The organism is Acinetobacter sp. ANC 4204 (assembly GCF_002135205.1).
Lineage (GTDB): Bacteria > Pseudomonadota > Gammaproteobacteria > Pseudomonadales > Moraxellaceae > Acinetobacter.
In genome coordinates, this window is record NZ_NEFZ01000009.1 from 41,915 (window position 1) to 64,482 (window position 22,568).

General features: G+C 39.2%; 21 protein-coding genes. 11 read left to right on the plus strand and 10 right to left on the minus strand.

Annotated elements, in window-relative coordinates; all coding sequences use genetic code 11:
* The first annotated feature begins 47 nt into the window (after positions 1-47).
* Positions 48-545 (plus strand): phosphate-starvation-inducible protein PsiE, encoded by a 498-nt coding sequence (locus B9T36_RS15815; protein WP_086210421.1) that lies wholly within the window; start codon positions 48-50, stop codon positions 543-545.
* Between the two features lie 69 nt (positions 546-614).
* On the opposite strand, the gene B9T36_RS15820 is transcribed toward B9T36_RS15815, so the two are convergent.
* Positions 615-1,070 carry an RcnB family protein gene (locus tag B9T36_RS15820; protein ID WP_228147019.1) on the minus strand — a complete coding sequence of 152 codons (456 nt, stop codon included), beginning with the start codon at positions 1,068-1,070 and terminating at the stop codon, positions 615-617.
* 194 nt (positions 1,071-1,264) lie between these two features.
* Between B9T36_RS15820 and B9T36_RS15825 the strand changes: the two genes are divergently transcribed.
* Positions 1,265-1,717, plus strand: a complete 453-nt coding sequence (locus B9T36_RS15825; protein WP_086210423.1) for a hypothetical protein — start codon at positions 1,265-1,267, stop codon at positions 1,715-1,717.
* Positions 1,718-1,837: 120 nt separating this feature from the next.
* Here the strand turns inward: B9T36_RS15825 and B9T36_RS15830 are convergent, their stop codons facing one another.
* Positions 1,838-3,301 carry a phospholipase D family protein gene (locus B9T36_RS15830; protein WP_086210424.1) on the minus strand — a complete coding sequence of 488 codons (1,464 nt, stop codon included), beginning with the start codon at positions 3,299-3,301 and terminating at the stop codon, positions 1,838-1,840.
* Positions 3,302-3,454: 153 nt separating this feature from the next.
* Positions 3,455-5,491, minus strand: a complete 2,037-nt coding sequence (gene znuD, locus B9T36_RS15835; RefSeq protein ID WP_086210425.1) for a zinc piracy TonB-dependent receptor ZnuD — start codon at positions 5,489-5,491, stop codon at positions 3,455-3,457.
* Between the two features lie 138 nt (positions 5,492-5,629).
* On the opposite strand from znuD, the gene B9T36_RS15840 reads away from it, so the two are divergent.
* The 5 genes from B9T36_RS15840 to B9T36_RS15860 all read left to right on the plus strand — a co-directional run bounded on the left by B9T36_RS15840 (position 5,630) and on the right by B9T36_RS15860 (position 11,377).
* The gene (locus B9T36_RS15840; protein WP_086210426.1) at positions 5,630-6,394 is read left to right on the plus strand and encodes a DUF4184 family protein; all 765 of its coding nucleotides are present in this window, start codon (positions 5,630-5,632) and stop codon (positions 6,392-6,394) included.
* 151 nt (positions 6,395-6,545) lie between these two features.
* Entirely contained in the window at positions 6,546-8,330 is a 1,785-nt protein-coding gene (gene aspS / locus B9T36_RS15845) for an aspartate--tRNA ligase (RefSeq protein ID WP_086210427.1), read from the plus strand.
* 322 nt (positions 8,331-8,652) lie between these two features.
* Positions 8,653-9,537, plus strand: coding sequence for a lysophospholipid acyltransferase family protein (locus tag B9T36_RS15850; protein WP_086210428.1), 885 nt, complete (start codon positions 8,653-8,655; stop codon positions 9,535-9,537).
* Between the two features lie 152 nt (positions 9,538-9,689).
* Complete coding sequence (locus B9T36_RS15855) at positions 9,690-9,911, plus strand: hypothetical protein (protein WP_086210429.1); 222 nt, start codon at positions 9,690-9,692, stop codon at positions 9,909-9,911.
* Positions 9,912-10,297: 386 nt separating this feature from the next.
* Positions 10,298-11,377 carry a hypothetical protein gene (locus B9T36_RS15860; RefSeq protein ID WP_228147020.1) on the plus strand — a complete coding sequence of 360 codons (1,080 nt, stop codon included), beginning with the start codon at positions 10,298-10,300 and terminating at the stop codon, positions 11,375-11,377.
* Here the strand turns inward: B9T36_RS15860 and B9T36_RS15865 are convergent.
* Positions 11,370-12,089, minus strand: coding sequence for a putative nucleotide-diphospho-sugar transferase (locus tag B9T36_RS15865; protein WP_086210431.1), 720 nt, complete (start codon positions 12,087-12,089; stop codon positions 11,370-11,372). The genes B9T36_RS15860 and B9T36_RS15865 overlap by 8 nt on opposite strands.
* Before the next feature lie 414 nt (positions 12,090-12,503).
* Here B9T36_RS15865 and B9T36_RS15870 point away from each other — a divergent pair, with 414 nt between their 5' ends.
* A complete protein-coding gene (locus B9T36_RS15870) occupies positions 12,504-13,406 on the plus strand; it encodes a glycosyl transferase (protein WP_086210432.1) in 903 nt (300 codons plus the stop codon).
* A gap of 69 nt (positions 13,407-13,475) precedes the next feature.
* Entirely contained in the window at positions 13,476-14,405 is a 930-nt protein-coding gene (locus B9T36_RS15875) for a lipopolysaccharide biosynthesis protein (protein WP_086210433.1), read from the plus strand.
* Positions 14,406-14,442: 37 nt separating this feature from the next.
* Here the strand turns inward: B9T36_RS15875 and B9T36_RS15880 are convergent, their stop codons facing one another.
* From B9T36_RS15880 to B9T36_RS15895, 4 genes are read right to left on the minus strand one after another with little or no spacing between them, the layout of a single operon-like run.
* Positions 14,443-15,366 (minus strand): glycosyltransferase family 32 protein, encoded by a 924-nt coding sequence (locus B9T36_RS15880; RefSeq protein ID WP_086210434.1) that lies wholly within the window; start codon positions 15,364-15,366, stop codon positions 14,443-14,445.
* Between the two features lie 43 nt (positions 15,367-15,409).
* The gene (locus B9T36_RS15885; RefSeq protein WP_086210491.1) at positions 15,410-16,168 is read right to left on the minus strand and encodes a glycosyltransferase family 25 protein; all 759 of its coding nucleotides are present in this window, start codon (positions 16,166-16,168) and stop codon (positions 15,410-15,412) included.
* 9 nt (positions 16,169-16,177) lie between these two features.
* The gene (locus B9T36_RS15890) at positions 16,178-17,149 is read right to left on the minus strand and encodes a stealth family protein (RefSeq protein ID WP_086210435.1); all 972 of its coding nucleotides are present in this window, start codon (positions 17,147-17,149) and stop codon (positions 16,178-16,180) included.
* 40 nt (positions 17,150-17,189) lie between these two features.
* Positions 17,190-17,963: a glycosyltransferase gene (locus B9T36_RS15895; RefSeq protein WP_086210436.1), complete on the minus strand. Its 774-nt coding sequence runs from the start codon at positions 17,961-17,963 to the stop codon at positions 17,190-17,192.
* A 183-nt stretch (positions 17,964-18,146) separates the two neighbouring features.
* Here B9T36_RS15895 and B9T36_RS15900 point away from each other — a divergent pair, with 183 nt between their 5' ends.
* Together B9T36_RS15900 and B9T36_RS15905 are read left to right on the plus strand one after the other, a co-directional pair.
* Positions 18,147-19,316 carry a nucleotide sugar dehydrogenase gene (locus tag B9T36_RS15900; RefSeq protein ID WP_086210437.1) on the plus strand — a complete coding sequence of 390 codons (1,170 nt, stop codon included), beginning with the start codon at positions 18,147-18,149 and terminating at the stop codon, positions 19,314-19,316.
* Positions 19,313-20,335: an NAD-dependent epimerase gene (locus B9T36_RS15905; protein ID WP_086210438.1), complete on the plus strand. Its 1,023-nt coding sequence runs from the start codon at positions 19,313-19,315 to the stop codon at positions 20,333-20,335. The genes B9T36_RS15900 and B9T36_RS15905 overlap by 4 nt, the downstream gene beginning before the upstream one ends.
* Positions 20,336-20,565: 230 nt before the next feature.
* On the opposite strand, the gene B9T36_RS15910 is transcribed toward B9T36_RS15905, so the two are convergent.
* Together B9T36_RS15910 and B9T36_RS15915 are read right to left on the minus strand one after the other, a co-directional pair.
* Positions 20,566-21,441: an ATP-grasp fold amidoligase family protein gene (locus B9T36_RS15910; RefSeq protein WP_086210439.1), complete on the minus strand. Its 876-nt coding sequence runs from the start codon at positions 21,439-21,441 to the stop codon at positions 20,566-20,568.
* Positions 21,442-21,639: 198 nt separating this feature from the next.
* A complete protein-coding gene (locus B9T36_RS15915) occupies positions 21,640-22,566 on the minus strand; it encodes a branched-chain amino acid transaminase (protein WP_086210440.1) in 927 nt (308 codons plus the stop codon).
* Positions 22,567-22,568: the final 2 nt, after the last annotated feature.

Genomic DNA, 22,568 nt, shown 5'->3' on the forward strand with positions numbered 1-22,568 from the left:
TTTGCATATGATTCAATATAATATCTGCAAAGTATGAGGAGGCTAGCATGACCAACCGTGATCCTAAAATAGAGAAAATTGAAACCCTCCTCGATAAACTAGGCAATACTGCAGTAGAAAGTTTTCACTATGTGGCTTTATTTATTATTGGCTGTATGGTGATTTGGTCGGCTGGTCATACTGTTTATGAGATCCTAACCATTAAACAATATGCCTCGATTGATGATATTTTACTGTTATTCATCTACTTAGAGCTGGGTGCAATGGTCGGTATCTACTTTAAAACCAACCACATGCCTGTTCGTTTCTTAATTTATATTGCGATCACTGCCCTCACTCGGCTACTCATTTCGGACATCCAACACGACCACAAAGCCGATATGGATTTAGTCATTATCACAGGCTCAATATTAATTATGGCTCTTGCCATTCTGGTGGTTCGTTATGCGTCATGGAATTATCCTTCGGTGATTCGGGATAAACATGCTGACAAACCCTTAGCTGAAGGCAAAACACCACGTCCACAAGATGATGAACTCGCTTAATTTTTATTGACCATTAAAAAACCCTCCGTATAAACAACGGAGGGTTTTCTGTATCAATCAAAGATTCATTTATTTTGAATCCGGCTCTAAAGCATAACGTCCATTTTCAAAAATCCAGTGCATGCCTTCAGGTGGGTCTGGCAGCCCTAAACGTCGCCAATCGGTAATCAATACATAATCACGGCTTTCAATGCTGGAATCGCCATCCCCGTACACATAGCTATTGGTTTCCTGACTATAAGTTGAATAACTAGGCGCTCGATAAATAATACTCACACCTGGTCGCATCGGATACCCGCCATGAGGAGGATGGTGCGGAGGTGGTCTGTGATGAGGAGGCTCAATTGGAGGCGGTGATGTAGGTCGCGTGGTTAAACCCTGATAAGGCCCCGCATAAGTTGGAAAACGTTGCGTTTGCGAAGTCAGCGGTTTTCCATAATAGCGCGTCACTGGTTGAGCAAAACTCAGTGCAGGAAATAAGCTGAGTAAACTTATTCCATAGATTATTTTTAAATATTTCATCATCTTCCTCCACTGAGGTGAATATTATTATTTTAAACCAATTTAATGGATAAAAAATGTACAAACTGTCGATTTTAGATCATTGCTGGTTATCGTCGCTATAAGGTGACAAACTGGATTTCTTTGAAAATCAAAAATCACAGGAGTTTTCAGTTTATACTTAGCCTTAGTTTATAATTGTATTGGATGATCACGCCGTGGCTGAATTAAGTTTTGATCGACTCTATGAATATTTTTGCAAAGTTCCCAGTATTCAAAAAAATCTGATTGATGCTTATGGTACAGATGGAAAAAGTGCGTGGTGGTTTAAGTTCCAAATTGATGTAGATCATCCTTTGGCATGGCAAACCGTGCAAGAACTTGGGCATGTGTTGAACTATATTTCTAAAAATGAGCGCCTCCCGACACAGTTTTTACCTGTCTCACCTCCACCGTACATGAATGGTGAAGCCAAGCAATTCTTAGCATGGGTCATTCAGTGTAACCACGCTGACTTTCCACCCGATGTCATTTGTGACTGGTTAGAAGCACGTCTGCCAAGTCCAGTAGAAAATGCTGAAAAATGGAAAATCAAAACCGATCTACATGAACTCGATAAGATGACCGATAAAGATTTGGATCAAATCATCCCGCCCAATCCTGAGCAGTAAAATCTTAAAAATTAAATCTCCCTCAATCCCTCTTTAAAAAGAGGGATTTTTCATCTTGCACAATATAGGAGAAGTACCGCTTTTCATGAAACGGCAAGAAATGGAAAAAGGAATTCGAAATTAAAACGTCGACAAACCACTCCACTCCATAAAGCGGTATAGCCCATATTTGAGTTTTGACTCATCTTTATATTGCTCATAGTCCACACTCATTTGACGACCATTTAAGTTCGACCATGCCCCATCAAAATATTGCTGAGCATCTGTAAACACCGCTGCTTTAGACTGACCAATCACACGTAAATTAGTCTCCAAGTTATAATTTTTCAAATTACGTGCAGTAAAATTCGCTGAACCCAAAATGAGCTCTGCTTCTTGCGCATGGCGTTTTAAAACCATTTTGCTATGACACTGTTCCCCTTGAGTATTACACCAACGCACTGTAATACCGGCATCGTTAAGCTCAGACGCAACTTGGCGGTTGGGGATTCCATTCTTTTGACGACCAAATGCATCTTTATTGGGATCGAGTAAAATCCGAAGTTTAACGCCACGGTTCTGTGCATCTTTTAAAGCATTGATAATTTGACGCTCAGACAAATAGAACATCGCCAAATCAATCTGATCATTGGCTTTTGCGTTATTCAACAAGTTGAGTGTTGCATCTAGGATTGCTTTTTCAGTCAGCACTTGAACTTGAGGCTGGGATGGACTGGCTTCAAACTCCCCCATAATCACCATCGGTACATCGCCCTGAGACATGTGAGCCACAGTTTGCTCTGTTTTCAAGACATCAATTGCGGTATTGCCTGTCACCAACAGCGCTACATTGGAATGTCGCGAACTGCCATCATGCGGATTCGCAGATGTCACCAAGGTCTTCCAACCTTGTGCGGTATCGACCACTAAAGTTTTGCGATGATTGGCTTTAAAATTAAATAGGTTTAAATAGCTGCGTAGCGTAATTTTTCCATCCCCAAATGGATTGCCTAACCAACCACCATCGGGATTATTGCCTGCATTTTGACAACAGATATACCAAAAACCTGACCAAACAGGGTTAGAAGCACGGAGCGGACGTAAATCAGTTTCGATCACATCCACACCCGCCTGACGCAGTTTACGGTAATGCTCAGGTAAGAGCCCGCCATAGACTGAGTTAATCGGGTCAGTGATGACTTTGATTTCAATATTCGGATGCAAGCTACGCTTGACAATCAATGCATCGGTCAACTGACGAGTCAACGCCCGTTGTGATACTTGAGATGTACCCACTTCATCATTAAACAAGAACATATCCAGCACAATCGTGGTTTGTGCATCTTCAATCAACTTAAACACTTCGTTGAAAATATGGTGATCTTGTTGCTGTTTACCTTGTGCATCAATATAGGTTTGATCTGCAATAAATTTGACATCGGCATGACGTAACTTGCCAGTATAGTCCAACCCATCAGGCAGTGGTTTAACAGTATGATAAACCGCTGAGCTTAAGTAAGTTAGAGCCAGCAAGCCCACCACGACACCAACGTAACGAGTCGCAGTCCAGTTGAGCTTTTGATGTAATTTTCGAAAGATACGCATAACAAAAAACCTAGTCCAATATGCTCAGACTAGGTTTTATTGTTTGATTTTTCAAGAGGATTTCTGTTGTCGATGTTTTGGCAACCTCTCCACAAAGGAGAGGAAGCACCTCTTCTTTACGGAAAAGGTTGGGTTGAAGCTTGAAGTAGCATTTTAGAAACTAAAGTCGAGCCCAACTGTGAAGTTACGCCCCACTTGTGGAATGGTCGATAGGAATGAAGCATGCGAATAAACCGTCTCATCCAAGAGGTTATTGGCTTTGAAATACACACGATAATCATTGCCCTGCATATATTGACCATTATACGCCAAGCCAAGATTTACCATGTTATAGCCCGCAGTTTCCGTTTCATAGCTTGCAATTCGATCTTGCTCAAATACATGGTAATACTCTGCCGTACCCGACCACGTATCACTAAAGTTTGCATTCACTTTGGTGCCTAAACGACCAGCAGGCACTCGCGGAGCATTTTCATTGTCAATTTTGCCACGTACATAGTCACCAAACACGCTCATCTTATACACATCATTGATGGCATAAGACGCTTCTGCTTCAGTCCCATAAAAACGCGCTTTGTCTTGAGTGTAGTCTACTAGACGGAAGTTTTCATAACGGTCAGTGGTTTGTGCATAAATATAGTTGTCATACCAGTTGTGGTAGACATGCACGTGATAATCAACTTTATCCGTGTCGTAATGGAAACCTAACTCCAAGTTATTGGATTTTTCAACATCGAGATTTTCATTACCACGTTCATAGGTATTGGTCGCTAGGTGGTTACCATCAGCATAAAGCTCTTGCGCTAAAGGTAAACGCTCTTGATGAGATCCAACTAAAGACAGTTTATAGTTGGGTGCAAACATCCAGTTCACAGCACCCGAATAAGATACGCCATAATCATCATAGTCTTTTCGATCAGACTCAATATCAATGGTCTGCTGATCGACACGCGCACCGAATTCAAAATGGAAGTCCTTCCACTGCTTATGTTCTAAACCAAATACGCTCCATTTTTGCGTCTTGGTTGGGTCTAAAATGGACTCTTCACCAGTGATATCTAATTTTTGTTGATTGTACTGTACGCCAACCACACCTTCCCAATCTGCAATTGACTGATGCACCAACTCTAAACGCGCATCATAACCCTTACTTTTAAAGGTAGTTGCAACACTATCGCTTTCAATTTCATCATGTTGATAATCAGTATAACTGGCATGAGCACGTAGTTTATCGAACCCTACAAACGGATTTAAGACTTCTGTACGGAAATCATAACGTTCTGACTTTAAGTCAACCCAAGGCCCTGCCTCGTGTTCTTCATGATCATGGTCATGCCCATCGGCACCACAATGTAAATGGTCATCGTGCGGATGACAGCTTTCATATTCATGATTATGCCCCGGTAGACCATATTGATCTTGACGATTGGTATAGGCGATACCCGCAAAACCGCGCTCCCCAATCCATGAACCCCCTATACTGACAGTTTCACCTTTGGCAAAGGTATTTCCAACACGGCGTTCTTTTTCGAGTTCACCCTCATGCTCATGGTAGTAGTTCGGGGCAATATAGTCATTTGCTTCACGCTTTGAACCCTCAACCCGTAGAGCAAACTGACTTCCCAACGCAACAGTCGCCCCAGCACTTGCCAATTTTTCGTCGCTACCCGTGTTGTAACGTAACCCTGCCGTACCTTCGATACCCTTTTCAGGCATGCTTGTTGGAATTTTTTGGTCGGTCACATTAACCAAACCACCCACGGTGCCTGCACTATACAATAGGGTTGAAGGACCACGAATGATTTCAACTTGTTTCGCCAAAATCGGATCAACCGTCACGGCATGGTCCGGCGATAAAGCCGAGACATCAGCGGTTTCTGAGGCGTGTTGTAAGACCTTCACTCGTGGGCCATCTTGACCACGAATCACTGGTCGGCTTGAACCTGAACCATATTGATTTGAATACACCCCCAACTCATCTGCCAAAGCATCTCCAATGGTCGGTGCACGTTCTTTTAATGTTTTTTGCTCGATCACCTGATCGGCGACTGCAAAGTCTGCCGCTGTTTGTACCAAAGGATGGGCTTGACTGGTCAACGTTTCTAGTTGTGTTGTTGCTTCCTCTGCAAAAACCCCTGGTGCGACGACAGTAAAAATAGAAAGCGTAATCAAATTTTTATGAAAAGACATGGAACTGACTCAAGTTACAAGTTTTGAATATTGTTATAATATAACATTCCATTTTTATTGCAATAAAAAACATTTCTATTTTAAAAAGCAGTTAAACTGAATCATAAATTTTAAGTCTATGTAATTTAAGACATAACAATGCCCTTTACCATTTCACATGCTGTTCTCGCACCTCCCTTAGCCAAACTCAGTGGTGACCGATTGCCAGTTGCGGCGATTGCCATTGGTTGCATGACTCCCGATTTGTATCGACTGTTTACGCAGACCAGTTCAAATATCACCCACTATTGGACGTCACTGATTCACCCTGATCTTTGGATTGGACTCAGTTTTTGTATTTTATGGTATGTGCTATTACGGCCCTGTTTTTATCGTTTTGTGGGCATTCAGCATGAGCTTAGGCTCAACAGTGCAATGCGTATTTTTAAATTTTTAACAGGCACCATTCTGGCAGTACTTCTCGGTACGGCCACGCATTTATTCTGGGATGGACTCACTCATGCTGACTTCCGAACCTTATTTTTTCAGGACTTTTTAAGCCAGAATGTTGCTCTGCTAGGACACCCATTCCCACTACACCGTATTTTACAAATTGGGACATCGGCGTTGGCTCTGCCTTTGTTGGCATGGATGAGTTGGCGTTATTACCAAACATACCAGCAGCATTTTCCTGTCAGTTTAAAAATCAGGCGCTTTGCCATTGGGCTGTTCATATTCAGCCTTTTGGGTGGTCTAGTGAGTGTTTGGGACTATGCGCGTTATATCCCTACGCAAGTTTGGCAGTCAGACCTATATTATTTTACTGGGCGGAGTATCAATGAATTTAGCCAAGTCGCTTTACTGATATTGATCTTTGGCTGCATTCTGTTTTTATTTTTAGATCGTGATCACCGTTTAGGCTAAGTTTGCAGCAAGACTGGCAAGCAATTTTATACCTTTTTTAAGCTATGCCTTGAGACTAGGTGTCCAAAGAGGCATAATCCTACCTTTATTTCTGGCGGTACGCTGTTTACGTATTCGCTACCTTTAGCCATATAGTTGGATTTTTAACGCCATGATGCGAACTCATTACTGCGGTTCTTTAACCGAAGCTCAAATTGATGAAACAGTAACCCTCTGCGGTTGGGTACACCGTCGCCGTGACCACGGTGGTGTCATCTTCCTTGATATGCGTGACCGTGACGGTCTTGTGCAAGTGGTTATTGACCCTGACACTCCTGAAGCATTTGCAACTGCGGACAAAGTACGTTCAGAATTCGTATTAAAAATTACAGGCCGTGTGCGTCGCCGTTATGCAGGCACAGAAAATGCCAATATGGTGAGCGGTCAAATCGAAGTTTTGGGCAAAGAAATCGAAGTTCTTGCGGCATCTGAAACACCTCCATTCCCATTGAATGATGACAACACCAATATTTCTGAAGAAATTCGTTTAAAATACCGTTTCTTGGACATCCGTCGTCCTGAAATGTTAGATCGTTTACGTTTCCGTTCTAAACTAACCAACCTCATTCGTAACTATTTCGAAGACAATGGTTTCTTAGACGTTGAAACCCCGATTTTAACCCGTGCAACACCTGAAGGTGCACGTGACTACTTAGTGCCAAGCCGTGTATCTAATGGTAGCTTCTATGCACTTCCACAGTCACCACAATTATTCAAACAATTGTTAATGGTGGGTGGTATTGACCGTTACTACCAAATCGCAAAATGTTTCCGTGATGAAGACTTACGTGCAGACCGTCAGCCTGAATTCACCCAAATCGACGTTGAAACATCGTTCATGAGTGACGATGACATCATGGATTTAATGGAAACGTTGACAGTTAAGATGTTCAAAGAACTGCTTAATGTTCAATTCGATAAATTCCCACGCATGACCTATACCGATGCTATGCGTGACTATGCATCGGACAAACCAGACCTACGTATTCCGTTGAAATTGGTTGACGTTGCAGACCTGATGCAAGAAGTTGAATTTAAAGTATTCGCAGGTCCTGCTAAAGATCCTAAAGGCCGTATCGTTGCATTACGTGTTCCGGGTGCAGGTTCTTTACCACGTAGCCAAATTGATGAATACACGAAATTTGTCGGCATCTACGGTGCGAAAGGTTTAGCCTACATTAAAGTAAACGAGCTTGAAAAAGGCATCGAAGGTTTACAATCTCCAATCGTGAAATTCATCGAGCCGATCGTGCTTGATCTATTGAAACGTGTGGGTGCAGAAAATGGCGATATCGTGTTCTTCGGTGCAGACAAAGCTAAAGTTGTCAACGATGCCATGGGTGCTTTACGTATTAAAGTCGGTCATGACTTGAAGATGTCAACTTGCGAGTGGGCACCGCTTTGGGTGGTTGACTTCCCAATGTTTGAAGAAACCGATGATGGCAAATGGACCTCTGTTCACCACCCATTCACACTGCCTAAATCAAGCGTTGAAGATGTGAAGAACAACCCAGGTGCTGCGCTTTCTGTGGCTTATGACATGGTGTTAAACGGTACTGAAATTGGTGGTGGTTCACTACGTATTCATAACCTAGAAATGCAAAAAGCGATCTTTGAAGCTTTGGGCATTGGTGAAGAAGAAGCCGAAGAGAAATTCAGTTTCTTACTCAATGCATTACGTTACGGTGCTCCTCCGCATGGTGGTTTGGCATTCGGTCTAGACCGTTTAGTCATGCTCATGACAGGTGGTGCTTCTATTCGCGATGTGATTGCATTCCCGAAAACAAAAACTGCTGAATGTCCATTAACACAAGCGCCTGCACCAGTTGAATCAAACCAACTACGTGATTTGGGTATTCGTTTACGTGAAAAACCAAAAGCTGAAGAAACTAAATAATCTTTAGATTATGATTAAAAAACCCTGCCATGTGCAGGGTTTTTTATTTAAGACAAGGCAGTCTCCTCCCCCCTAGATCAGATTTTTCGCTTCAAATTTTCCAAAATTTCCTTTGAACTTTTGATCTATCGCACTTACAGTGGGTCACGATAGTCTATATTTTATTGCAGCAGTTCTGGCACTAAAGCATTCTGTTGATTTATTCATTTATTTTGCTCTTAAGACGCTCATCTTTTTTTGATTTTATCTATCTTAGATTTTTAAGTTTCTTTGCAAAATTTTCTCTCATCACATCTTTTGCATAAGATCTCTGAGTTTAAATATGGCTATGTATTATTTACTTAAAAGCATTTCAATTTTGCCATTACCCTTTCTACAATACATCGCTCGCGGAATTGCACACCTTCTTTATTATAATGATTCTTCAATCAAACGTATTACCAACATCAATCTGCAATTGGCCTACCCTAAACTCGCTCCAACAACACTCCAGAAACGCGTTCATCTCAGCATTCAAAGCCAATGTCAGACTTATATTGAATTCTTAAAATGCTGGGGCATGTCACCCCAATACAGCCTAGATTTACTCAAAAATATTCACGGAGAATCTGTCCTCACAGAGGCTTTAGCCAATAAAAAAGGCGTGATTGTGGTTGTTCCGCATTTCGGCTGTTGGGAACTGTTAAATGCATGGTTAAACGTCTATACACAACCCATGATCATGTATAAACCCTATAAAACGAAGGGAGTGAACCGCTATATTTTAGAAGCACGCCAGAAGTTTAATGCGACTCTTGTGCCTACTGATGAAACAGGGATCCGCAGTATCTTCAAACACTTAAAACAAGGTGGACTGACCGTAATTTTACCCGATCATTTGCCAAAACCGAGTGGCGGTATTTATTCATATTTTTTCAAACAACATACATTATCCGCAACTCTTGTCTCAAAAATGGCCGCCAAAACGCAATGTAATGTGATTGGATTAAGTTGTGTTCGTAATACGGATGCAACGGGTTTTAATGTGTACTGTACTAAGTTATCTCAAGAGATTTTATCGAAAGACCTACAGCAGTCTGTGGACTGTTTAAACCTTGCCATGCAAGACATGATTAACCAAGCACCTGAACAATACATTTGGTCCTATAGACGTTTTAGAAATTGTGCAGGCAAGATCAATGCGTATAAAAAGCTGCCACCCGTATAAATGCTATAGAGCAAGACATGATTCAGACAGGACGATAAGATAAAATCAAAATTATTTAGTTTAGGGTTGATTGGCATACTTTTATTTATTTGAGATCAATTCTCAGCAATGGCATAATAGCGTCCTGTTTTATATCAGTTGTGAGCAAGCAAATGGCTATGCGTCCTGAAGTCCGTCGTCGCGGTATTGTGCTAATTGTTTTTGCTATCGCGCAATGGTTGTTCATGCGTTACATACTAGACAATCAATTGTTTAATTTAACAACCTATAATCGGATTGTCTTTTTCTGTGTAAGTAGTCTTGCGGGTGCTTTTGTGATTTTTGTCGGCCTAATTTATATGGTCTTGAAAGGCAATGCGGATAAACCAGAGTAATCATATTACGACTCTAAATACACTTTTTGTTGATGATCAAGCTAGCAATTATGTATAGCAACAGTGCCGCTAAGGCGGTACCTATTGCTTTTTTTGCAGCATAAAAAACATGTATTCGCAAACCAAAAAAACTTTAATTTACCTGTAGATCTTGGTTTAATTAAATCACCTATTACCCAATCATGGCTGATTATGCTTATTACACATAAACTGATCACAAGAAAATACTCCCAAGCATGATCTTATTTAGTCAGATTCTCAGTTAAATTTAGAGTACAGCCTAGAGAAATATCCAATAAATATAAACTGTTTTAGGAAGCGTTGCCCCCTTAGCCGTCGTATAAATAGGCCTAAAAATAGATTGAGACCCGTATGAGACAGACATCATGACCAACAAAATAATCTTAGTGATGCCCAGCCATAGTAATTTTGCGACAGCTATTCAGAAAAATTTAGAATTCCATAACTTTGAAGTCAAATTCATTAATAGCTCACCTGAAAATATCCAAAAAATTAAACTTTCACGATGGATGAATATCTACACGCTTTTCCGAAAATTATTCTTGGCTGATTTTTCATATAAGGATAAAGCAAAAGATGCCATCAAACAGCGAATCATTGCCGAAGAAATTTCCAAGGCTTTACAGAATAATACCTTTGATTATGTACTCGTCATACGTCCAGACTTAATTGATAATCAACATTTAGAATTATTAAAAGCAGGTTCGAGTCACCATTTTATTGGCTACCAATGGAATGGCATAGAACGCTTCCCTAAAACATTATTATCTGTTGATTTATTTGACCATTTTTTTGTATTTGACCCAGAAGATTTATCAAATCCAAACTACAGTAGTTACAAATTTCAAGGTTGTACCAATTTCTATTTTGATGTGTACCCTCCAAAACCCAACTTACACACAGGTACTGTTGCCTACTTTGTAGGTCTACATTTTGACGACCGCTCTCAACCAATTGATCATTGTGCAAAAGCGCTTATTGAGCATGGTATTACTTTAGATTTCAATATTAAATTTCGCCATGGTGATCAAGCAGATGCGCAAACGCAATATCACACTTCAGAAATAAAATTTATTAGCCAAAATATTGACTATGAGGATAACCTTCAACATATTAATCAAGCAGATATATTGGTAGATGTAGTCAATCCAGTGCATAAAGGATTATCTTTCCGCACCTTTGAAGCACTGTATTATCAAAAAAAATTAATCACCAACAATGCGCAAATACGCAATTATGATTTTTACCATCCCAACAACATTCTGATTTGGGATGGCAAAAATTTAGATACATTGAAAGACTTTTTAGACAGTCCTTATGTCGCTGTAGATCCACAAATTCGTGAGAAATACAGCTTTGGCAACTGGATCAGGTATATTTTAAAAAAGGCTCCCTACCAGCAGATCCAACTCCCTCTACAGCAGCCCTCAACACCATTTACATGAGGTCTTGAAGTTCAAGCTGTATATCAATTCCCAATTGCTTTGCCCGTGCGTTAACAACCGCGTGACGCGTCAAAATTTTTCGTGTGCTTTTTGCTAAAGTGGTTGAGCGCATAAACCAACGGTAGAACGCATTTCTACGCTGATATTTTTGCACCCAACGCATGTCTCTACTCGCCTGTAATTGTTCGATAATCGGTTCAACCGTATCCCCGTATGCTTTACGTGATGTGTCAAAAATAAAGTTATACTCGGGCGGTAGCTTTTTGAGTGTAACGCGTTTTTCTTCGACCCATGCATCCAGTAATTCCTGCAATACAACCTGATCCCAACGATCAGGCTCAGCCAACTGTCTTTTTTCCCATTCATCAACCAATAGACGTGCATTTGGGGTATCGTTGATAAACAGCGTGGCACTAATTAAACGATTATTATGAATATAGTGCACCGCAATATCTTCTGTGATTGATTCAAAATAAGGTCGAATATCTTCGAGAATAATCGCATCGGCATCTATATACAAAATCGGCCCTTGTAGCTCATGCCGAACTTTTGCAATATAACATGGTTTAAAAGCAATAATTTTTTGCCAATCATCTTTGGAAAAGCTTTGAAAATGTACATCTATACCAAATTTATTTGCCGAGCATTTTAAAATATTCGCATGCTTCGTATATAACTTATCGTTCGTATGGAAACCAAAAACTGTTAACATTACCGATCCTGTAAAACCTGAAAAACACTCAAGGCTATTTTATATTTAATTACAAATACTTAAATCTATAAATCATCGAACACTTATACTTAAAATTTAACGTATAAATGCAAAAATTACAGAGAAAGTACTTCTATTCTCACTCAAAATATTCCGCCAAAATCATAAAATACAATGATGACCAAACTCAATCTAAGGAAGATCTCTAACTCATATCCAATATATTAGTTGAACCCACCAAACTCATCAATTTAAAGCGACCAATCACATCATATATCTCTAGCGGCACCGCATTCAGCAAGACACTATTTGCAAAAAACTACTACGCAGAACTAGCTTTTAGCACTTATAATCCTATTATAGTTATAGCGATGACTTTGTATTAAAATCTAATTATATAAAACGGTGTGTAAGATGACTCAAACAATTCAAGTATTTGTAGGTTGTGATCCCAATAATTGTGACTTAGAACAAATGATGGTTCTTGAATATAGTCTTCGTAAGCACACTTCGCATCCGGTAAATATTACTTGGATGCAACTGAGTCATGACACAAATAGTCCTTGGTACATCAATCAGGAGACTGGTGAGGGATGGCGTACTGAAAAATGGGCTACTCCTTTTTCTGGTTTCCGTTGGGCCATTCCTGAATCGTGTAACTTCGAAGGTCGCGCAATTTACATGGATGCCGACGTCATTGTACTTTGTGATATTGCAGAGCTTTGGTCTCATCCAATGCAGGACGATGCCATTGTTATCGCTAAGGGCGGCAAAAGCTCAGCACGTCTATGTACTTGTGTATGGGATTGCGAAAAAGCCAAACAATATCTTCCTGCATTGAAAGACATTCAAGCCAATCCAGATGCACATAAGAATTTAATGCGCCTTCTAAAAGAAAAACCAAATCTCGTACAACCTTATCAAGATTCTTACAATAATATTGATGGCGAAGGGATGTCGATTGAACAGATCAAAATTCTACATTACTCAGATATGGGCACGCAGTTCAGTCATAAGTATTCATTACCTCGTCTTGAAGCAACAGGCCAAAAGCACTGGTTTGATGGTGAAATCATGCCTCACCCTAGGACAGATTTAATAGCACTTTTTGATCAATATTATGACGAAGCGCTAGCTGCTGGATACAAACCAGAACAATATATGATTGAACCTTTTGGCGCTTTTACCAAAGCAACTCAAGCCAACTATCACGGCAATAAAATTACACGCCCAGGGCAGAAAGAATCTTGGTTCACTCAAAAGCTCAATAAATTAAAGTCTAAACTCAGTGGCAACAAATTTAGACTAGATGACTAAAGCTTAAAGTGACTGCTTTAGTCACAACTTAGCCTATTTTTTAAAATGTTCAACCTGAATGATTTGTTTATGATTCCTAAAAAGCTACAGACCTTACAATTATTTTTTTCAAACTTGTGTTTTAGAAATATTTATAAAGTCGTTTACAAACTGATTCATTCAAATCAATACAAACATAATCGCCGTTTTTGGCCGTATTATCAGGTTGAACGTGATACTGAAAATGGTTTACAAAAACTTTTTTTCAAACAGAAGTTGGTCGTCGATAATACACAAGCTGTTTGTACAGAAAACAAACTATGCATGATGATTGCAACTGGGCCATCAGTCCAACAAATCCCTCCCGAAGCTTTTACCCGCTCCGATATAGATTATGTTGGATTAAATGGCGCAATTTCGATGCCTAATGTTGTGTTTAAGCATTATGTCATTATTGACCATAATTTCGTTGAGAGCCGTTTTGATTTAGTCTTGAAAGTTCTCAATAGCAATTGTACGTTTTACACTACACCACGTTGCTTAGATCTGATTTTACGAAAAGTTTTATTTCAGGATATTCAATGTAACATTAGAGTCGTAGAACCTATTACTCGCGGTGAAATTGAACCAATCTTACAGCCTAAAAAAGCTGTCGACATGCAAAAAGATTATTTCTATACCAACAATCAATTGGGTTTTTCAACTCAAATATATACCGCGATCTTTGATTATTTTACTGTAGCCTACGTTGCACTACAGATTATTCACTCACTCCGCTATCAAGAGATTTACTTAGCTGGGTTAGACATGAATAATTTTACCCAGCCCCGTTTCTATGAGAGTGCTGAAAATAAACAACCAACGCTTTTAGACAGATCATTGGATTTCACATTACCAGCCTTCGACTTAGCAGCACAGTTCTTTAAGGCTCAAGGAATTACCGTATATAACCTTTCTGAACATAGCGCTGTGGAAGCATTTCCAAAAATAAATGCAAAGGACTTATTTAAATCCCAATAAAATGCATCCGATTCAAGGTTATTTTTTCGAGTGCTGACTAAAAATCTAAGAGTGAGTGCTTGAAATATTGTCCTCGCACAAAATGCTTATCCAATATCTGACGCTCTTTCCCCGCAAGTTTTATGAGATTCGGATACTCATCTGGTGACTCATGAATAGCTAAATCAATGAGGGTCTTTTCTTTAACCCATTTATTTTTAACTTGATAGAAAAACGCATTTTTATCACAATTGATTAATACCATACTCGGTACTAAATCTCGCATCACCTTCTGACACGCGACATAAGCCACAAGATACTCTAACCGACCAATACGCTGAAAATAGTCTTGAGAATTATCATAGTTGGCTTGGATATATTGGATATATTGCTTTGGTCCGAGATCAATCGCCTTAAAAAGTTCATCAAACCATAATTGATAAAATGGATTCTTTTCTACACTCGCCAGTAACCAATTTTCAATCACGGGAAAATCAGCCAGCGTCGTATTTTTTTTCCGATAATAGGCAAAGCTTTGTGTTCCTGTTTGCTGGATGAGATTTTCAATCCAATCTAATTTTTTATAAACAATAATACTTGCATCCAACCAAATCCCACCATAATGATAAATCAAGTCAAAACGGATTAAATCTGCGCGTTGCTGGGATGTTGCTTTTTGCAAAATAGGTGAGGTTAGGTCAAAACTAATAAAATCTGCGACATTATTTGGATTTAACAGATTCACAGTATAGTCAGGATGTAATTTCTGAATATGATCAATACAATGCCGAACCAAAGCTGGCATGTTCCCTTCCCAATAGATCCATATCTTTTTAGGTAATTGAACGCTTTGATTCTCTGGCTTAGCCTGTAAAACGATCTGATCTGCATAGTTATCTATGGCATCACATTTATTTCGTTGTTTTAAATTAAGCAGTGTATAAAACTTTAAAATATAAAATAACTTTTTAAAAATTTTCATTTTAGTCGATCATTTAGCCTTGTATCAAAACACCTTAGGACAATTACAAATACTTATGCTTCACCGCATAAAATTTGTCACGCCACATTCGTTTTTGCTTTTTAACCCCATAAGAAAAACTTCGACCTTCTCTTTCTTTACGAGAAATTCCTTGTGCGGCTACAGTTCCCAAAATATCACTGTCTAGACCCGCTGGTTTGACCAATGCAGGCCATACTCCTAAACCTTTCCCATTTTTACTGAGCCAAGTTTGAAAGAAAATATCAACAGGCATGGTCATTGATTTTCCTGCATGTATAAATGCTTCAGCACCTTTGCGTGACCAAACTAAACCGAGACCGCGAATAGGGAAATAAAAAGCGTGCCATAAGCTCATGCCATCAATATTCGTAACATCTTTGCTTAGTTTTTTCTTTTTGGCCGCAATATTGATCAAATACCAATCTAATTCTTTATGCTGATTTAGATAGGTAAGTACGCCATCAAGCTTGTCTTTAAACTCTTGATTAATCTTCATATCATCTTCAAGCACAACTAAATAATCAGCATCTGTCGTTAGAAACTTCTCCGCACAACCGTAGTGACTCAAATAACACCCCAACTCTGAATTCATCAAACTACGACCCAGTGCTTGATTCGCACCATGATCATCATAGTTTGTAAACTCAGTGAGTGCTTTGCCTCGACCATCGACCGCAGAAAAGCGCTCAAAAGGCCAATTGACTTGATCCAACTGCTGTGTTGCTCGCTCAAGTCGTTCCTGACTGCCGTCCAAATTAATTAAATAAGTAACAACTTTCATCATGAACCTTTAAACCAAAACGGAATGGGGTAAATAGCCTGCTAATTTTTCATGCATTGCATCACTGATCTGCTTTGCAGCATCGCTACTCAGCTGATCCAAACTTTGAATACAACCATATTTAATTTCGGGATTTTGAAGCGCTTGTATAAAACTATTCAAACTGTCCTGATTTTTAAGATACGCCAGTTCAAGATCAGGCTTCAACTCCGCCTGCTGTTTTTGAATCTTAATATGGTTCATCAGTGAAATTGGATTTAGCTGTTCTACACTTCGAAATTTAAACTTGATCTGTGTTTCTAAACGCTGCGGATGCGCAAGCAAATAGTCCTTTAATGCATCACGATCTACAATATGAGGATAATGATGAATTTCAAAGAACTTATTAAAGCCTAAAATATCCGCACCAAGCATCTGCGCAATCATATGCTTAGGCTGTATAGGTTGACCCAATTGACGACTCATAAACTGGCGATATTTCAGCTTGGCTTTAAGCGCAAAGCTACTTTGCCAGTGACCATAGACCACCAAATGATCATCTTTTAAGAAGTCTTCAATTTTTGCTGGCGAATTAAAAAAGAAATCATCATTCAGGTAGATAAAATAATCCGACAACCCCTCAATATTCCAAAGCATCGTTTCAATAGAACGTGTATTGAATGTGGGCAAGTGCTGTTCAAAACCTTTGAAAATTTCGCGGTGATCGACCACCCGAATTTTATCCTTAGCACATAGGCCCTGCGCGACAAACTCATCAATAAATTCAGGACGTTGATTGTCCGCTACAACATAAATATGACGACAAAAAGGAACATATTTTAAAATTGAAGCAATGTTGTAATAAATTTCATTATTGCTGGCGAAACGCGTATCACTGATCGCATCAGAGGCATCTTCACCCGTCAAATATTTATGGCGCTTTTTTTTCAGTTCAATGTCATTACCATCTACCCAGGCAATCACAACATCAATATTTTGCATTCGCTTGATCACTTCAAAACATGAGTCTACTTAGTGGCAATTATTGCCACGCATCCTTAATCCACTGCGATGGCAATACATAGCGATACCATTTCCCACCGCCACCATGAATCGCGTCAGGTGGATTGATCTCACCATGGAAAATAATGATTTTAACGCCTTCAGGTTTCACAGGCGGCTTGAAATACGCCAAAGGAATCTTTTGTAGGCAGTGATATTTATAGCTCTTACACCAACTATCTGGCCAGTAAGACAACTTTTTCTCTTGATCGACATACCATGACAAATAGGCTTGCTCATTACGAAACTTCTGACGAATTTCATCAAAATGTTCACGGAAATAAGGCATTAATCCCGGGAAAGCGCCCAATTTAAAACGGTAAACCGAGCTATTACCTGTAATACGCCACGGGCGTTTCCAATCATGAATAATCAGAAAATCCCCTGGGTGGGTAAAGAAACTGTCAATATTGTCAACAATCACCACATCCAAATCTAGAAATAATGCATTCCCCTTTAAACCATACAAATCTGGTTCAAATGTAGACAGCTTATTCCACCCTCGTTCAGGACTCCCCGGTGGTAATGCCAATGGTGGAATCGGAAAACATTCAACTGCAGGGTCAATTCCTTCAGAACGATCTGTTAGGCAGACCATTTTGAAATCAACCGTGGTATGACGTTTCACCATATTATATAAACGATTGACGTACTCGGCCCCATATTTGGTGCCCCATTTCATGCACAACACAACATTTTGTTCTGCTTGGGTATCAGCCTGTTTTAACAGCGCATCGTTCACGTTTTCCTGCATGTTCTATCATCCACCAGCATTCTGTTTCATATCATAACATCTCTGACAAGAAGTTAGTGTATGGCTTTTTCAAAGCCTTCATAATACTCAAAATAGTTTGTGCTATGATACGAAGTCGCTTTTTACAAATCAGAAATGGTTTGAATCCAAGCTCCCATATGAAGAATATAGAATCAGGTTGATATGAAAATAGCAGTTGCAGGCACCGGTTACGTCGGCCTTTCTAATGCCATGATCTTCTCACAACATCATGAAGTTATTGCACTGGATATCATCGACACAAAAGTCGACATGTTGAATAAAAAAATATCTCCGATTCAGGACGCAGATATATCGACATTTTTAAGCGAGAAACCGCTTAATTTTCGTGCTACAACTGACAAATATGAGGCTTATCGAGGCGCTGATTTTGTCATTATTGCGACACCTACCGACTACGACACAAAAACCAACTATTTCAATACTCAAAGTGTCGAAAGCGTAATCCAAGATGTAGTTGGAATTAATCCTCAAGCAACCATGGTTATTAAATCCACGGTGCCCGTAGGATTTACTCAGAAAGTAAAAGCACAATACAACACCGAGAACATTATTTTTTCTCCAGAGTTTTTACGTGAAGGTAAGGCTTTACATGACAATCTTTATCCTTCACGTATTATTGTCGGTGAAAAATCAGAACGTGCTCAATTGTTTGCAGACATGTTGATTGAAGGTGCCATTAAAAAAGATAGTCCAGTATTATTTACAGACTCTACAGAAGCTGAAGCAATTAAATTATTTGCCAACACTTACCTTGCAATGCGCGTCGCTTATTTTAATGAACTCGATACCTATGCGCAGTCCTTCGGTCTGGATACCCGTCAAATTATTGAAGGCGTATGTTTAGATCAACGTATTGGCAACCATTACAATAACCCATCCTTTGGCTATGGTGGCTATTGTCTACCTAAGGACACCAAGCAACTTCTTGCCAATTACAATCAAGTGCCAAGCAACCTAATTCAAGCGATTGTCGATTCCAACAGTACACGTAAAGACTTTATTGCAGATTCCATTATTGCCAAAAACCCAAACACTGTTGGCATCTACCGTTTAGTGATGAAAAGTGGCTCAGATAACTTTAGGGCTTCAGCTATCCAAGGCATTATGAAACGCATTAAAGCCAAAGGGATTAATGTGATTGTCTATGAACCAACTTTAAATGAAGAAGAATTCTTTAAATCAAAAGTAGTCAATAATTTAGATCAATTTAAGCAGCAAAGTGATGTCATCATTGCCAATCGCAAGTCTCAGGACTTAAGTGATGTTGAAGATAAAATTTATACTCGTGATATTTTTGGAGGTGATGAATGAAAGTTTTAGTCACAGGTGCAGCAGGTTTTATTGGTTTTCATGTTGCTAAAAAGTTGCTTGAACGTGGTGATAGCGTTGTCGGCTTTGACAACATGAATGATTATTATGATCCTACGCTCAAACAAGCACGTGTTGATTTATTAAATCAAACAGCCACCCAAAATGCAGGACAATTCGAGTTCATTCTAGCCAATCTTGCCGATAAAATAGCAGTTGATCAATGCTTTCAACAGCATCAGTTTGATCGCGTCATTCACTTGGCCGCACAAGCAGGCGTGCGCTACTCACTTGAAAACCCAATGAGTTATGTCGAAAGCAATATTATTGGCTTTACCAATATTATTGAAGCATGTCGTTATGCGAAAACACCACATCTCACTTATGCCAGCACAAGTAGCGTCTACGGTGCCAATACCACCATGCCATTTAGTGAAAAACATGGGGTCAACCATCCGGTGCAATTTTACGCTGCCACCAAACGTGCGAATGAGTTAATGGCTCATAGTTATAGTCATTTATTCCAACTGCCAACCACTAGCTTACGCTTCTTTACGGTCTATGGCCCGTGGGGTCGCCCAGACATGGCTTTATTCAAATTCACTAAAAATATCATTGAAAACAAGCCAATTCCTGTGTTCAATCATGGTAACCATACCCGTGATTTTACGTTTATTGCAGATATTGTCGAAGGTGTGATTCGCTCAAGCGATCAAATTGCACAAGCCAATCCAAACTGGGATAGCAACCATCCAGATCCATCGACCAGCAATGCGCCTTTCCGTATCTTTAATATCGGCAATAATAATCCTGTTAAATTGATTGAATATATTCATGCAATTGAAAAAGCATTAGATAAAGAAGCCATTTTGGACTTATTACCTTTACAAGCAGGTGATGTACCCGACACTTTTGCTTACAGTACAGCCTTGGAACAAAGTGTAGGCTATAAGCCTTCAGTTTCAGTTGAAGACGGCGTCCAACAGTTTGTACAGTGGTATCGAAATTTCTACCAAGTTTAAAGACGAATGTGGTCATTAAACTGTACAAAATAAAACCCCTAATTTTTTTATGATTAGGGGTTCTATTTTCCATGATATTTAAATCGACAATCTTAGATATAATCAATTTTAATTGTCAGGCTTTTTAATCATTAAAGAGCATCTGCACAGTATTCAAATAATATCCTATTTCAGAATATCGAATAATCAAATCTTTTTTAAATTAATCCAATAATACTCTGTAGGCCACATTAAGAGCGCCATAAGGCTCCCAGTTTGATATCCCACTCAGCAGGAGAAATAACCATACGCCCTGCGTTTGGTGTTAATGTAATTTCGCTAAACAGTATTGCATCTTGCGACAATAAAAAATCTATTCGGCTATAGCCATATTCCAAACAAAGTTTTTCAGATAACTCCATCATCTTCTTCATCCTGCAAGGCTCAATAACTGGTTGCGGTGTATTTTCTTTCAAGTCAACGGTGAACGGCTGTAATGACCAAGAGGTATCATAAATATTTGAATATTCAGTACCATCATGCCCACGAACATCAACCTCAACATACATCGGTTGCCCTTCAAAACAGTGAACTCGGCAGGTCGTAATAGTCGCAAGTGTTTCAGCATCACGATATAAATCAACATAATGCTCCGCCAAAATAAGCGGCGAAATATTTTTATAGTGCCACTCGCGTTTGCGGTAGTACATATTCATCTTTAAACTATTTTTGAGCTTAATTTCTGTCCGATTAAAATCAAATGAATCTTTATCATGACAAATCGTAGCACTTCCACTATCGTGCGTGCATTTTAAAACAAACCTGTTTGGAAATTGATCAAAATTAATATCATTAAAATCACAATATGTCCCAATCAATGGAACCATATATTCTTCACCAATTCGATCTATCACCAGCTCTCTGACAGCGAATTTATCTGCTAATTTAGTGTGTAGTGCGCTTCTTTCAAAAATCATTCGCGCAGTCACTTTCTCATTAAAACTTTCTGGTTGATTAAAATTTGGAGTATATCCCAATTTATTAATAAACCTTTTTGTTAGATATTTTTCATCCGAAACAAACATCGTTCTAATTACTTTTGCTTGATATATAAGATTGTTAATCATTGGTTAAATTTTAAATACATCTCATTTTTACCAAATAATAACAAATTTATTCAATTGTGTATGCTTTGTGAATATTATATTTTTTCAGAAACTAATAGATAATGTTGTATTGATCATTTTAAAATCAAAATTAGTCAATAAAAATAAAATAGAGAAAATAAAAAAGGGCTCCGAAGAGCCCTTTTCACATCAAATTACTTATTTTACATAAGTCAACCAATGTGCATATTTCGGATCTTTACCTTTAACCGCATTAAAGAATGTGGTTTGAATTTGTTCAGTAATTGGGCCACGCGTACCTGAACCGATTTCACGGTCATCATATTCACGAATTGGCGTCACTTCAGCAGCCGTTCCTGTAAAGAATGCTTCATCTGCAATATAGAACTCATCACGGGTAATACGACGCTCAACCACGTCATATCCTAAATCTTTTGCAATGGTAATAATGGTTTGACGTGTAATACCATCCAGTGCACCACCTGCGATGTCTGGCGTATGTAATACACCATCTTTGACCAAGAATACGTTTTCACCAGAACCTTGACATACATAACCTTGTGGGTCGAGCAACATTGCTTCGTCATAACCAGAATGTGCCACTTCTTGGTGAGCCAAAATCGACAAAGTGTAATTACCTGACGCTTTTGCTTTACACATCGTCACGTTTGGATGGTGGTGAGTAAACGATGAAGTTTTCACACGAATACCTTTCGCCATCGCTTCATCACCGAGGTAGGCACCCCAACTCCATGCAGCAACAACAGCATGAATAGTATTATCTGTAGCAGCAATACCCAGCTTTTCCGAACCAATAAAGATAATTGGACGCAAGTAACAAGATGCTAATTTATTTTCACGAACCACATCAATTTGAGCTTGCTCTAGTGCTGCTTGATCAAATGGAACTTTCATTTGATAAATTTTTGCAGAGTTCAATAAACGCTTAGTGTGTTCTTTTAAACGGAAAATAGCCGTGCCATTCGGTGTTTCATAGGCACGGACACCTTCAAACACACCCATGCTGTAATGCAAGGTATGTGTTAAGACGTGAGTTTTCGCTTCACGCCAGTCAACCAATTGTCCATCTTGCCAAATAAAACCATCACGATCAGCCAAATTCATGA

What these genes read in the sequence shown, in the direction of transcription:
- B9T36_RS15815 (WP_086210421.1), top strand. Translation starts at nt 48, where the DNA reads ATGACCAACCGTGATCCTAAAATAGAGAAAATTGAAACCCTCCTCGAT.
- B9T36_RS15820 (WP_228147019.1), bottom strand. Translation starts at nt 1,070, where the DNA reads ATGATGAAATATTTAAAAATAATCTATGGAATAAGTTTACTCAGCTTA.
- B9T36_RS15830 (WP_086210424.1), bottom strand. Translation starts at nt 3,301, where the DNA reads ATGCGTATCTTTCGAAAATTACATCAAAAGCTCAACTGGACTGCGACT.
- znuD (WP_086210425.1), bottom strand. Translation starts at nt 5,491, where the DNA reads ATGTCTTTTCATAAAAATTTGATTACGCTTTCTATTTTTACTGTCGTC.
- B9T36_RS15840 (WP_086210426.1), top strand. Translation starts at nt 5,630, where the DNA reads ATGCCCTTTACCATTTCACATGCTGTTCTCGCACCTCCCTTAGCCAAA.
- aspS (WP_086210427.1), top strand. Translation starts at nt 6,546, where the DNA reads ATGATGCGAACTCATTACTGCGGTTCTTTAACCGAAGCTCAAATTGAT.
- B9T36_RS15850 (WP_086210428.1), top strand. Translation starts at nt 8,653, where the DNA reads ATGGCTATGTATTATTTACTTAAAAGCATTTCAATTTTGCCATTACCC.
- B9T36_RS15855 (WP_086210429.1), top strand. Translation starts at nt 9,690, where the DNA reads ATGGCTATGCGTCCTGAAGTCCGTCGTCGCGGTATTGTGCTAATTGTT.
- B9T36_RS15860 (WP_228147020.1), top strand. Translation starts at nt 10,298, where the DNA reads ATGACCAACAAAATAATCTTAGTGATGCCCAGCCATAGTAATTTTGCG.
- B9T36_RS15865 (WP_086210431.1), bottom strand. Translation starts at nt 12,089, where the DNA reads ATGTTAACAGTTTTTGGTTTCCATACGAACGATAAGTTATATACGAAG.
- B9T36_RS15870 (WP_086210432.1), top strand. Translation starts at nt 12,504, where the DNA reads ATGACTCAAACAATTCAAGTATTTGTAGGTTGTGATCCCAATAATTGT.
- B9T36_RS15875 (WP_086210433.1), top strand. Translation starts at nt 13,476, where the DNA reads ATGATTCCTAAAAAGCTACAGACCTTACAATTATTTTTTTCAAACTTG.
- B9T36_RS15880 (WP_086210434.1), bottom strand. Translation starts at nt 15,366, where the DNA reads ATGAAAATTTTTAAAAAGTTATTTTATATTTTAAAGTTTTATACACTG.
- B9T36_RS15885 (WP_086210491.1), bottom strand. Translation starts at nt 16,168, where the DNA reads ATGAAAGTTGTTACTTATTTAATTAATTTGGACGGCAGTCAGGAACGA.
- B9T36_RS15890 (WP_086210435.1), bottom strand. Translation starts at nt 17,149, where the DNA reads ATGCAAAATATTGATGTTGTGATTGCCTGGGTAGATGGTAATGACATT.
- B9T36_RS15895 (WP_086210436.1), bottom strand. Translation starts at nt 17,963, where the DNA reads ATGCAGGAAAACGTGAACGATGCGCTGTTAAAACAGGCTGATACCCAA.
- B9T36_RS15900 (WP_086210437.1), top strand. Translation starts at nt 18,147, where the DNA reads ATGAAAATAGCAGTTGCAGGCACCGGTTACGTCGGCCTTTCTAATGCC.
- B9T36_RS15905 (WP_086210438.1), top strand. Translation starts at nt 19,313, where the DNA reads ATGAAAGTTTTAGTCACAGGTGCAGCAGGTTTTATTGGTTTTCATGTT.
- B9T36_RS15910 (WP_086210439.1), bottom strand. Translation starts at nt 21,441, where the DNA reads ATGATTAACAATCTTATATATCAAGCAAAAGTAATTAGAACGATGTTT.
- B9T36_RS15915 (WP_086210440.1), bottom strand. Translation starts at nt 22,566, where the DNA reads ATGAATTTGGCTGATCGTGATGGTTTTATTTGGCAAGATGGACAATTG.